The following is an 11,604-nucleotide window of genomic DNA, read 5'->3' on the forward strand; positions in this document are numbered from 1 at the left end:
TGCGAGTCGCCAGGGTTGGAACTGCCGATCGACCATTTCCAACTTCTGGGGGTGAGACCGGCCACTGATGCCCAGACGGTCTTGCACACCTTGCAGCAGCGGCTCGACCGGCCGCCGGAGCAGGGTTTCACCGCCGGAGCCCTGGAGGCCCGTGCCGTGCTACTGCGCGAAAGCGCTGATGTGCTCAGCGATCCGGAGCGACGCCAGGCCTACGAAGCCGAGCTCATGGCGCTCGACACCGAGGACGGCGCCCTGACACCGGGCCTGGACGTGCCGCCTTCCCGCGAGATGGGGGCCTTGCTGCTGCTCTGGGAAGCGGGGCTGGCCATCGATGCTTTCGATGCAGCCCGTCGCTGCCTGCAACCGCCGCAGGCGCCGGCACTGGGCAGCCACCGCGAGGCCGATCTCACCCTGCTGGCGGGGGAAGCCTGCCGCATGGGTGCCAGAGAGCTGCAGGGGCGCCGTCAGTTCGAGCGGGCGGCCCAGCTGCTTCAGGAGGGCATCACCTTGATGCGGCGCACGGGCCGCCAACCGGAGCAGCAACGGCAGATGGAACACGACGTGGCCGATCTGCTGCCGTTTCGGGTGCTCGATCTGCTGCGGCGTGATCTGAGCGCCACCGACGAGCGCGCCGAAGGTCTGAACCTGCTGGAGATGCTGGTGGAGCGGCGCGGCGGACTGGAGGGTGACGGAGATCCAGCCCTACCCAGGAAAGACTTCCAGGACTTCTTCAAGCAGATCCGCCACTACCTGACGGTCCAGGAGCAGGTCGACCTGTTCAGCCGCTGGGCCAGCGGCAACGCCACCACCCCCGGCTCCGCCACCGCCGAATTCCTGGCCTGCCTGGCGCTCACCGCCTCCGGCTTCGCCCAGCGCAAGCCAGAACGCATCGCCGCCGCTCAGCTGCGGCTGGAGGCCAGCGGTCAGCCGGGCCTGCAGCCCTTCCTGGCCTGCCAGCATCTGCTGCTGGGGCGGGTGGCCACGGCGGAGGCCTGCTTCAGCCAGGGCGCCGATCCCGCCCTGCGCGCCTGGGCGGCCGAGCATGGGAGCGAACCGCTGGCTCAGCTCTGCGCCTACTGCTGCGACTGGCTGCGGCGCGATGTTCTCGCCGGATACCGCGACATCGAAATCGACCCTGATCTGGAGGCTTACTTCGCCGATCGCGACGTGCAGGCCTATGTGGAGCAGCTCGACCGCCGCCAGAACCGGGAGCTGCAGGGCCGGAGCCATGCCGGCACGGAAGCCATGTCTGCTGCTCCGCTCACCACAGCTCCGGTCCTCGACTCTCTGACGTCCCGTGGCACGGCAGCTTCTTCTGAAGACCCGATGCGCTGGCCGGATCCACTGGAGCCCGCCGCTGACCCGGCCAGCCCGCCGCTCGAGAGCTCAGACCCCTTCCGCACAGTGACAACCACCCCGGCGCGGTCCACTGCCGCCCCCCGCCCCAGGCGCGCTCCCCTTGGCGCCGCCGGCTGGAAAGCTCTGCCCGGCTGGGGCCGCATGGCCGCGGCCGCCGTTCTGGTCAGCGCCTTCGTCGCCGCTGGCCTGGCAGGAATGATGGCCCTGCGGCCCTTGTCGCCCGCCAGCCCCGACAAGCAGCCCAAACCAGGAGTGGGCGCCACCGGCACCTCCCCCCCGCCAGCAGACACCCCCGCCAAGAGCCCCCCCGCGGCCAAGCCCCAGCCAGCCCGGGCGGCTGGCCCAGTGCCGCTCACCAGCGCCGAGCCGGATGAAAGCCAGCTGCGCGCCCTGCTGGAAGCCTGGCTGCAGACCAAAGCCGCAGCGCTCGATGGCCGAACCCCCGCCATCCCGCCCGCAGACCTGGCCCGGGAAAGGCTGGTGCGCGAACTGGCCGCCGAGCTACGCCGCAACCGTGCCCGGGGCGTGAGCCGTGAGCAGGTGACGACCGAGATCCAGGGCCTCCGCATCGACACCCGCACCCCCCGCCGGATCGCCGCCGCCGTGGACATCCGCTACAGCGACAGGGCGCTCGACGCCCAGGGCAAGGTGGTCGATCGCACCCCTGCCACCAACTTTCGCAACCTCTACATCTTCGGCCGCGAGGGTGAGGTGTGGAAGGTGGTGGGCTTCCGCCCGCTCTCCTGAGCCGCAGCTGAGCCCTTGAGCCTGAGCTGAGGCTGGGGGCTCCAAGCGGCGCCGCCGAAGCAGCGGCGGAAGGCCGGCCGGCATGTTTTTACGATCGGGTCACGATCCGCCGGTGCTTCGCCCCATGTTCGACGAACTTTCCCAGCGTTTCGAAGACGCGGTCAAGAGCCTGCGGGGCCAGGACAAGATCACCGAGAGCAACGTGGATGGGGCGCTGCAGCAGGTGCGCCGGGCCCTGCTGGAGGCCGATGTCAGCCTCGATGTGGTCAAGGGCTTCATCGCCGATGTGCGCGAGCGCGCCATCGGTGCCGAGGTGGTGCGGGGGGTGAGCCCGGATCAGCAGTTCATCCAGCTGGTGCATCAGGCACTGGTGGAGGTGATGGGCGGGGAGAACGCACCGCTGGCCCGTGCCGATCAGGCCCCCACGGTGGTGCTGATGGCCGGTCTGCAGGGGGCGGGCAAGACCACCGCCACCGCCAAGCTGGGCCTCCACCTCAAGGAACAAGGCCGGCGCGCGCTGCTGGTGGCCGCCGACGTCTACCGGCCCGCCGCCATCGATCAGCTGCAGACCCTCGGCAAGCAGATCGGCGTGGAGGTGTTCAGCCTGGGGGCCGACGCCCGGCCGGAGGACATCGCTGCCGCCGGTTTGGCCAAGGCGCGTGCCGAAGGCTTCGACACCGTGCTGGTGGACACCGCCGGCCGGCTGCAGATCGACACCGCGATGATGGAGGAGATGGTGCGGATCCGCACCGTGGCAGCGCCCGATGAGGTGCTGCTGGTGGTGGATTCGATGATCGGCCAGGAGGCCGCCGACCTCACCCGCGCCTTTCACGAGCAGGTGGGCATCACCGGAGCCGTGCTCACCAAACTCGACGGCGACTCCCGCGGGGGTGCGGCGCTCTCGATCCGCAAGGTGAGCGGCGCGCCGATCAAGTTCATCGGCACCGGCGAAAAGGTGGAAGCCCTGCAGCCGTTCCACCCGGAGCGGATGGCCAGCCGCATCCTCGGTATGGGCGATGTGCTCACCCTGGTGGAGAAAGCCCAGAAGGAGGTGGAGATCGCCGATGTGGAGCGTATGCAGAAGAAGCTGCAGGAAGCCTCCTTCGACTTCAGCGACTTCGTTCAGCAGATGCGCATGATCAAGCGCATGGGATCTCTGGGCGGCCTGATGAAGCTGATCCCGGGAATGAACAAGATCGACGACGGCATGCTCAAGCAGGGCGAGGCCCAGCTCAAGCGGATCGAGGCGATGATCGGCTCAATGACCGAGGACGAACGCAAGCAACCCCAATTGCTGGCGGCCCAACCCTCACGGCGGCGGCGCATCGCCGCAGGCAGCGGTCACACCCCGGCGGATGTCGACAAGGTGCTGGCTGATTTCCAGAAGATGCGCGGCTTCATGCAGCAGATGACCCGCGGCGGAGGCATGCCGGGCATGCCAGGCATGGGCGGCGGCATGCCCGGATTCCCCGGAATGGGGGGCGGCATGCCAGGAATGGGGGGCTTCCCCGGCATGGGCGGAGGGATGCCGGCCGCTGCCGGTGGGGGCACTGCTGGGGGGGCGCGCAAAGCCAACCGGCCGCCGAAAAAGCGCAAAGGCTTCGGCCAGCTGTGAGCAGCAGCCGGCCGCGCCTATGAGCCGTGAGGGCTGTTGTACCGTTATGGACTGCCATCTTCACGACTGCGCCACGATGATCAAGCTCCGCCTGAAGCGGTTCGGCAAGAAGCGGGAAGCGAGCTTCCGCTTGGTTGCCACCAACAGCACATCACGTCGTGATGGGCGGCCGCTCGAGGAACTGGGCTTCTACAACCCCCGCACGAAAGAAACCCGCCTCGACACCGAAGCGATCCGTGTGCGTCTGGGCCAGGGCGCCCAACCCACCGACACGGTGCGTTCGCTGCTGGAGAAAGGCGGCCTGATCGAGAAAACGATCCGTCCGGGCGAAACCGTCGGCAAGGCCAACCAGGCCGCTGCCCGCGAAGCTGCAGCCAAGCAGGCTGAGAAGGAAGCGGCAGAAGCCAAGGCCGCCGCTGCAGAAGCTGCCGCCAAGGAAGCCGCTGAAGCTGCTGCCAAAGCGGCAGAGGCTGCTGAAGCCGCTGCCGCCGCCGCCGCCGAACCTGAACCCACTGCTGCTTCTGCGGCCGCTTGAGGGCGCGCCCCATGACCGGGGCCGACACCTCCTCTTCGCGCACGCTCATCGCGCTGCCGAATCCATCGTCAGCCCTTGCTCTGGCTGGCGAAGCAGAAGCCACCCTGCACCACATCGAGGCGCTCACCGGCGTCTCCATGGTGTTGCGGGGTCTTGATCTGTCGATTCAGGGGCGCAGCAGCCAGCGCGAGCGGGCCGCCGCCCTCGTTGATTTGCTTCGGCCACTCTGGCAAGAGGGCCAGGCCGTCGGCGCCGTGGATGTGCAAACCGCACTGGTGGCCCTCGACACCGGCCGCAGCGCCGAACATCGCGACCTGGGCAATGTGGTGCTGGCCCGCAGTCAGGCCGGCAAGCTGCTGCGTCCACGCACCCTGCGCCAGCGAAGCTATGTCGAGGCGATGGAGCGCCACGACCTCACCTTGGCGCTCGGTCCAGCGGGCACCGGCAAAACGTTCCTGGCCACCGTCCAGGCGGTGCGGATGCTGACTGAGCGGCGGGTGGAACGGCTGATCCTCACCCGGCCTGCCGTGGAAGCAGGCGAACGGCTGGGCTTCCTCCCCGGCGATCTGCAGCAGAAGGTGGACCCCTACCTCCGTCCCCTCTACGACGCGCTGCACAGCCTGCTGGGGGCGGAACGCACCAGCGCGCTTCTGGAAAAAGGGGTGATCGAGGTGGCTCCGCTGGCCTACATGCGAGGCCGCACGCTGGCCGACGCCTTCGTGATCCTCGATGAAGCCCAGAACACCACAACAGCCCAGATGCGCATGGTGCTGACGCGGCTGGGGGAGAACTCCCGCATGGTGGTCACGGGTGATCCCACCCAGATGGATCTGCCGGTGGGCCAGCTCAGCGGCCTGATCGAGGCGGCCCAGGTGCTTCAGGGGGTCGAAGGCGTGGCGATCTGCGAGCTCACAGCGGCCGATGTGGTGCGCCACCCCCTGGTGCAGCGGCTGGTGACCGCCTATGCCAACCGCGATGCCAACGGGCCGGCACCCACAGCGCAACAGCGATTCGACGGCCAGCAACGCCGCCGGGGACCATGAACAGCACAGAACGGCTCCGCATTCCCGCCGAAATCGCATTGGCGGCCCTTGTGGCCTATGTGCTCGGCTTCTGGTTCACCAGCCTGTTCCCTGGCTATCTGCCCAAGATCGGCGGCCTCTGGTCGGCCATCTCGGCGATCGTGGTCACCCAGTCCACCCGCAGGGAAACGACCTCCTCCGCCTCCCTGCGTAATCTTGGATCGGCAATCGGCAGCCTGGATCCGAAGCTGAGCCCGGGCCTGAACGCCCTGCTGCGCTTCGTTGAATCCAGCATCGGCACGGGCGTGGCGATGCTGGACGTCCGGCTCTGGCCAGGTCCCGTCGACAAAGACTGAAGCGACCGTTCAGACGGCATGGGGAGATCCGCACCCCTCAGCAGGCGTGGACGCTCCCAATGACCGAAACCCGCTGGCAGGATGGATGGAGTTTCGTTCCACTGGAGCGCAATGCCGGCCAGCAGCAATTTTCAGCAAGCCATTCGTGAGGCCCAGTCGAGCGCCTTGGTGGGCCCCAATGTGGTCAACAAGGCTCTCCCCTTTGTGGGCGGCGGCATGGTGCTCACCGCCGGGGGTGTGGTGGGTGGCCTGTCGATGATCGGCACCCCGCTGTTCATGCCCCTGTTCTGGGTGGCCCTGATCGGCAACTTCATCCTGTTCTTCGTCGCCCAGAACGTGGCGATGAAGGGCAACAACAGCACGGCGCTGCCGATCCTGGCGATCTACAGCCTGATCACGGGGTTCACGCTCAGCGGCATCGTGGCCATGGCCATCGGCACCGCCGGGATCGGCGCCATCGGCACGGCCGCCCTGGCCACCGGCATCACCTTCGTGGTGGCCTCAATGGTGGGCCGCCGCATGAGCGACAACCTGGGCCAGGCCCTGGGCGGTGTGGTGGGCCTGGGCATCCTCGGCCTGATCATCGCCATGGTGGTGCAGATCGTGGGCGGGATCTTCATTCCGGGCTTCGGTGGCAACGGCTTCGAGCTGCTGATAGCCGGCTTCGGCACCGTGCTGTTCGTGGGAGCCGCCTTCCTCGACTTCTACACGATGCCCCGCACCTACAACGACGACCAGTACCTGGCCGGCGCCCTGGGGATGTACCTCACCTATATCAACCTGTTCATCTTCATTCTGCGCCTGATCATTGCCCTCAACGGCGGCGGCCGGCGCGACTGAACACTGCACAGTGGTGTGATCTGCCAGGGGGTTACCCCTGGCTTTTTCATGCTGACTTGCTCCGGACGAACCAACAAGGCGAGCCAAGACATCTTCTATCACTGACAATCACCAGCCATCCACTCAACACGCGTCCATCTGCATTTTTTGCAATGCACCTTGACTTGATCAATGGAATCGGACAAGCCAGCATTCCACAGGCCAAGACCTCCTCTAGGGGTGCGAGTTTCTGCGCGAGAACGAGTATGCATTGCATCAAGCGAATCCAATAGCATGAGCTACAATCCCATGAACTAGCTGCACAGAATCCACACCGTGTGCTGATCTGATGAATTCTCACCCTGCTAGAAATCCGATCCTCGTCATTCAGCAGGTGAAACCTGATGCGATGCATCCGCCAATCAGAGATACCTTTGCCCAGAAGCTACGCACACATCGACAGAAAGCCAACCCGCAGTTTCTTGTCGTGGTCAAGAAGAAGCGCCCTCGCATCAGCAGAATGCAAAAGGCGATCAAGCAGCAGCTTGGCCATCTGGAGCGTAACCTTGCCAGCATTGATTCCCTGATCGCATGGTGTGGCAACCTTCAGGCCGGCAGTCATTCATTGATCCCCAGAGGAAGCGGCGCTTTGGGATGGGACTGATTCGTGAGAAGCTGGCCGCTACCCAAGGATCAGCCATTGCACTGGCTGAGCTGGTGATGAACCTCGAGAAGCGGCTGGAGCTTCATTTTGTCATTTACGCCTCTGGCTACAGCTGATGATCGGCGATGAAGCCATGCAAAGAGGCGAGGAGCAACTCCAGGGCCTTCAACCAGCCGCAGACTGAGGATCAATCAGAAATGAGCCAGGCGTCCCCAGCTTGTTGCTCTGAAGCTTGCTTTCGCTCTCTCAGCAGGCCCCAATGGCTGGTGACAAGTTGAAGGCAAGATTATGCCAGAATCACGAGATAATGGCCATTTTGCTACGCGCTACGCACGAAACCGTTCAATTTGCACACGTCCCTACCGCTCCTGCTTGGCTGTTCGGTGTTGCCCAGAGCTTCCCTAGCAGCAGAAACCACTGGGGATAGCAGAACCCTGGGCCAGTAGCGACAATCTGGCCTGGCCTTGAGACAGCCAGAAAGATCCTCAAGGAACAATCTGATCCGTGGCGTGGACTTGGACTTCCATCGCGGAGGTGTCCCTAGGTCTCGGCAACAGAAATCCATGAGGACCAGATTGCCAACGTTTACGCCGACAAACATGTGTGAGGTTGTGTGATGTGGGGGAATCGCAGGTTGTAACTGGATCGTGTTCGTATGTGAGGGACAGTGTAGGTTGCTTCCCGGATCAAACAGTGAGCCCATCTGCTAACCATGCCTATCGGCATCCGAATAGCAACCATTCTCAGGCCAGCGATTTTTCAGCACCATGCCTTCCCGTAAGCCAGGTTCCTTGCCACATCGTTTTCTGATGGTGGCCGCTGCCTCTGTGCTATTGGCTCCAGCAGCCTTGCCTGCAGGATCAGCGACACAGGCCATGCAGATTCAAACGGAGTTCCTGCAACACTGCGGCGAGCCCATACAGGTGGAAGGCTACATCCTCGCCCCCGGGGATGTACTGGAGCTGAGAATGCTCCATTCCTCGGCACAGCCCCTAGGTGGCAGCCTGGAAATACTCAGCGATGGCACTGCCTCGCTGGCCCTCATTGGCTCAGCCAAGCTCAGCGGCCTCACTCTGAGTCAAGCAGAGAGGTGGTTAACCCAACTCTATAAACAGGTGCTATTGCGGCCCGAGCTCACGCTGCGAATTGTTCGGATGAGCCCGTGCTTGCGTCGGGGTTAGGAGAGATTCAGAATCCAATCAGGGTCATTGGCGCCAAGCGGGAGATGTTGCGAAAGAAAACGACTCACTATGATCGAACCGAGCCTTTCCTTCGTGATCTCAACGATTGAGAAGCCCGGCGGCATTCACCCCATGAAGCGCGGATCTGCGCCAGGTGGCTTTTCACCTCCGCCTCAGAACGCCGAGCATAGGCGCAGAGGTCAAGCCGATCTAGCTCAACTTCGTTGAAATCCCACGCATCAACAGTCAGTATCAGGACAATCTCTGTTCTACAGGAACACCTTCCTGACCGCTCGAATCTTCACGCCATCAGCGGATGATGAGCCGATGATTGACGATGGCAACCTTTGCGCCGAGACAATCACCATGACTGCGAGCTTGGCGGTCCGAGCTATGGGGTACGTCCCGCTGCAGGGAAGCAACCACCCTCTGATGGACATCACTCGAATCGCAAAGGGACCTAAGCACTGGTGCACCGAGGAGCGACGCTCAGATCATTCACATCCGCCTCAGTAGCTCTCTGTAGCGCCAAACCCCCGCCATCGGCTACAACCAATGGGTGTGGTGTCCACTACCTTCAACTCAATTTTGCGTGAGGGTGACACCATGGTACAGAATCAAAAACCCTCAGACAACGCGGTAGACATCCGGAACTAGGCAAGCCTGCCCAGAGGGCAGTTCATGGTGATCCATTCTTCTAATGACAAATCAACCCACGGTTCTGACAAGCGCTCAACCAGCGTCTCCTACCTAGGGTTGTCTGTAAGGCAGAGGTCATGATGCAAAGCAATGCGTTGGCTACTTTGCGGGTCATCTGTGTCACGACGCTCTTCCCGTTGGTCTGGATCACCCTGGCCATGATCAACGGCAGTGAGCGCCATGGGGTGAGCCAATTGGTTGACGTTCCCGCTAGGCCATTACCCGCAAAGCGCAAGCTCGTTGCAGATCATGCTGCGGCTATTGACGATCCGGTGCTTTCAGCACTGCTGCTGAATTCGTCCAGTTCCTCTCTCCCCAAGGAGCCAGCGTCGAATCGAAAGGAGGGCCCTTTCCTTCAATCATCAAGCCCGAAAGAAGGCCTTGGACATAATCCATCCTCAAGCCCAGCGGCCGTGCCATCTGAACGAAGCGGCAACGTCCTGGTTGCGTCTTCAAGAGCAAGGGAAGAAGGGTTCCGTGAACAGATTGGAGTTCCTCGGCCGGGCGTATCGATCGGATTCAGCAAGGCTGATCTGCTGGGCGGTCCGCTCACCCTCGCCTCCTCACGCGAAGTCGTGATGCCGGTTCTTGCTAGGGCTCAACGTGCACACTGGGCAAGCAGCGGTGATCCACTAGCGCCGCTGCCCGCCGAGTGGCGCACTCCCATGCGCCAGGCGGTAAACCAGCTCGTTTCTACCAGCAAACAGAAACTCACCGAACTCACTGCACAAGTTGTTCATCTTCCCTCAACCAGAGTTACCCTGATAGAACAGGTGCCTGTGGTAATCCACCACGACGGTACTGCCACTTTGCTGCGTGCGCCCCACAGTCGTGCAGCAATCAAAGACATTGAAGACTGGGCTGCACAACAGCCTGTACCGAATCAAGGCGCTTTATCCATCGCATTGGTAACCATCCACCCGTTGCTGCAATCGCTGCCATCCCCACCAAAGGCAGTGAATTCCCGGATTGATTCAAGGCTGCCACCTCCAGTCTCAGCGACCCAGGGCAGCTCTGTCAGGCCGCTCCAAGGGGCTAGCTTTCCCATACCACCGCCCCTCCCAACAGAGGGCCAACGGCTGGCAAAATGAATTGGGGCCCGCCAAGTGGCCGTGCGAAGCCGCCGCCGACAAGCTTCCCAGCAGCGCCTTTTCGCTCCATCACGCAGTTCCCAACCCCACGCCAGAACTCGACCCATTCACCACTTCATCAATGGGAAAAAGCTTGGCAGCCTGCTTGTGCTTTCCTAGCGGTGATCCCTCACGAGGTGGTTCATTCCTGCGGCCAAACAACACGCTATTGGGGGAGGGAGTCACCGGGATGTGGCCTGCTCGAAATCACCAAACCCGAGCTAACTGTTGCCCATGAGCCCCACCCATCCATCCCTGCTATCACAGGACCCTTGCTTCGCAGTCGGAGTGGCTTTCCAGAGTTTCAACCAATCAATGATCCAAAGGACATCATTATCCGCAGATGTCCACAAGGGCGGAACGAGCGCCGTCCGCAGATTCAGAAACCACTGCGGTTCTCAGTGCCAGGCGAATAGCTCCTCAACCGCCTGCTCCGCGGCAATGAAACGCCCAAGCAAGGCCGAGGCGAAGCGAGGCCGTGGGGCAAGACTTGATCAAGGCAGTGGAACAGCCAGGGGAACGGCCACTGTGGCGACCCCCTGCCCCCGGCATCGCCTGTCGCAGGGCGATGCAGAGGTCGTCCTCGGGGCCAGATGACGCTGCTGCGCGGCGTCGACGGCTGCCGGGCCGGCTGGTTGTGCGTGGAGCTGGGGCAGCAAGAACGGCTGGTGCGGGTGCGGCTCTGCCGCAGCGCCGTCGAGCTGTTCAAGGGGGCTGAGCCAGCCATCACCGCCATCGATATGCCGATCGGACTGGGCGACAACGGGCCGCGTCCCTGCGACCGGGCGGCACGGCGCTTCCTGCGCCAGCGGGGTAGCAGTGTGTTTCCTGCACCGGTGCGGGCCGTGCTCGCGGCCACCACCTACGTACAGGCCTGTGAACTCTCGCTGGCCGCGCAGGGGCGCAAGCTCAGCAAGCAGAGCTTTTTCCTGCTGCCGAAGATCCGCGAGCTCGATGAGGTGTTGCGGGCGAATGCGCAGCTGGCCGCTGCCACGGTGGAGGCGCACCCTGAGGTGTGCTTCGCTCGCTGGAACGGCGACACGCCGATGCTCCATGCCAAGAAGACGGCTGCCGGCCGCGCCGAGCGGCTCGCCCTGGTGGAGGGTTGCTTCCCTGGCACCGCCAGCCGCGTGCGGAGCCGATTTCTGAAGCGGGAGGTGGCAGACGACGACATCCTTGATGCCCTAGCCACTCTGCACACCGCCAGCCGTCTCGCCGACGGGTCAGCCGTGGCCTTTGGTGACGCTGACGTCAGAGACAGTGCCGGCCTGCCGATGCGGATCTGGGGATGAGCCAGGCCCACAACCCCATACCCACCCCGCAGACCTGCGCCTAACCCCATCCACCTCTCGCTGCTTCCTGCCAAAAAAAAAGCCCCCGCAATCTGCGGGGGCTGCTGATCAATCGATGCTCCTCAACCTGTCTTCGATGAAAACCTGTTGAAGAACGTAGGGGATCAGCCGATCGCCGGAGCGGA

General features: G+C 63.5%; 11 protein-coding genes. All 11 read left to right on the forward strand.

From position 1 onward, the window contains the following. The first annotated feature begins 51 nt into the window (after positions 1-51). The 11 genes from KQ303_RS11745 to KQ303_RS11790 all read left to right on the forward strand — a co-directional run bounded on the left by KQ303_RS11745 (position 52) and on the right by KQ303_RS11790 (position 11,419). Positions 52-2,106 carry an IMS domain-containing protein gene (locus KQ303_RS11745; RefSeq protein WP_259730427.1) on the forward strand — a complete coding sequence of 685 codons (2,055 nt, stop codon included), beginning with the start codon at positions 52-54 and terminating at the stop codon, positions 2,104-2,106. A gap of 124 nt (positions 2,107-2,230) precedes the next feature. Beyond that, positions 2,231-3,721, forward strand: a complete 1,491-nt coding sequence (gene ffh / locus KQ303_RS11750; RefSeq protein ID WP_259730428.1) for a signal recognition particle protein — start codon at positions 2,231-2,233, stop codon at positions 3,719-3,721. 76 nt (positions 3,722-3,797) lie between these two features. Next, positions 3,798-4,256 carry a 30S ribosomal protein S16 gene (gene rpsP, locus KQ303_RS11755; RefSeq protein ID WP_094514717.1) on the forward strand — a complete coding sequence of 153 codons (459 nt, stop codon included), beginning with the start codon at positions 3,798-3,800 and terminating at the stop codon, positions 4,254-4,256. Positions 4,257-4,267: 11 nt separating this feature from the next. Continuing rightward, positions 4,268-5,299, forward strand: a complete 1,032-nt coding sequence (locus tag KQ303_RS11760; protein WP_259730429.1) for a PhoH family protein — start codon at positions 4,268-4,270, stop codon at positions 5,297-5,299. Further along, positions 5,296-5,634, forward strand: a complete 339-nt coding sequence (locus tag KQ303_RS11765; RefSeq protein WP_259730430.1) for a hypothetical protein — start codon at positions 5,296-5,298, stop codon at positions 5,632-5,634. The genes KQ303_RS11760 and KQ303_RS11765 overlap by 4 nt, the downstream gene beginning before the upstream one ends. Positions 5,635-5,745: 111 nt before the next feature. Beyond that, positions 5,746-6,474 carry a Bax inhibitor-1 family protein gene (locus KQ303_RS11770; RefSeq protein WP_259730431.1) on the forward strand — a complete coding sequence of 243 codons (729 nt, stop codon included), beginning with the start codon at positions 5,746-5,748 and terminating at the stop codon, positions 6,472-6,474. Positions 6,475-6,802: 328 nt separating this feature from the next. Further along, positions 6,803-7,117 (forward strand): hypothetical protein, encoded by a 315-nt coding sequence (locus tag KQ303_RS14810; RefSeq protein ID WP_399233628.1) that lies wholly within the window; start codon positions 6,803-6,805, stop codon positions 7,115-7,117. Then, on the forward strand, positions 7,108-7,233 hold the full coding sequence (locus KQ303_RS11780) for a hypothetical protein (protein ID WP_259730432.1): 126 nt from the start codon (positions 7,108-7,110) through the stop codon (positions 7,231-7,233). Before KQ303_RS14810 ends, KQ303_RS11780 begins: the two co-directional genes overlap by 10 nt. A gap of 759 nt (positions 7,234-7,992) precedes the next feature. Beyond that, entirely contained in the window at positions 7,993-8,298 is a 306-nt protein-coding gene (locus KQ303_RS14815) for a polysaccharide biosynthesis/export family protein (protein WP_399233638.1), read from the forward strand. A gap of 776 nt (positions 8,299-9,074) precedes the next feature. Further along, a complete protein-coding gene (locus KQ303_RS11785; protein WP_259730433.1) occupies positions 9,075-10,088 on the forward strand; it encodes a hypothetical protein in 1,014 nt (337 codons plus the stop codon). Between the two features lie 632 nt (positions 10,089-10,720). Next, complete coding sequence (locus tag KQ303_RS11790; protein WP_259730434.1) at positions 10,721-11,419, forward strand: DUF429 domain-containing protein; 699 nt, start codon at positions 10,721-10,723, stop codon at positions 11,417-11,419. Positions 11,420-11,604: the final 185 nt, after the last annotated feature.

Origin of the sequence: Synechococcus sp. CS-1333 (genome assembly GCF_025128015.1) — a bacterium.
Lineage (GTDB): Bacteria > Cyanobacteriota > Cyanobacteriia > PCC-6307 > Cyanobiaceae > MW101C3.

Coding starts and splice junctions, on each gene's coding strand:
- ffh (WP_259730428.1), top strand. CDS start 2,231: ATGTTCGACGAACTTTCCCAGCGTTTCGAAGACGCGGTCAAGAGCCTG.
- rpsP (WP_094514717.1), top strand. CDS start 3,798: ATGATCAAGCTCCGCCTGAAGCGGTTCGGCAAGAAGCGGGAAGCGAGC.
- KQ303_RS11760 (WP_259730429.1), top strand. CDS start 4,268: ATGACCGGGGCCGACACCTCCTCTTCGCGCACGCTCATCGCGCTGCCG.
- KQ303_RS11765 (WP_259730430.1), top strand. CDS start 5,296: ATGAACAGCACAGAACGGCTCCGCATTCCCGCCGAAATCGCATTGGCG.
- KQ303_RS11770 (WP_259730431.1), top strand. CDS start 5,746: ATGCCGGCCAGCAGCAATTTTCAGCAAGCCATTCGTGAGGCCCAGTCG.
- KQ303_RS14810 (WP_399233628.1), top strand. CDS start 6,803: ATGAATTCTCACCCTGCTAGAAATCCGATCCTCGTCATTCAGCAGGTG.
- KQ303_RS11780 (WP_259730432.1), top strand. CDS start 7,108: ATGGGACTGATTCGTGAGAAGCTGGCCGCTACCCAAGGATCAGCCATT.
- KQ303_RS14815 (WP_399233638.1), top strand. CDS start 7,993: ATGCAGATTCAAACGGAGTTCCTGCAACACTGCGGCGAGCCCATACAG.
- KQ303_RS11785 (WP_259730433.1), top strand. CDS start 9,075: ATGATGCAAAGCAATGCGTTGGCTACTTTGCGGGTCATCTGTGTCACG.
- KQ303_RS11790 (WP_259730434.1), top strand. CDS start 10,721: ATGACGCTGCTGCGCGGCGTCGACGGCTGCCGGGCCGGCTGGTTGTGC.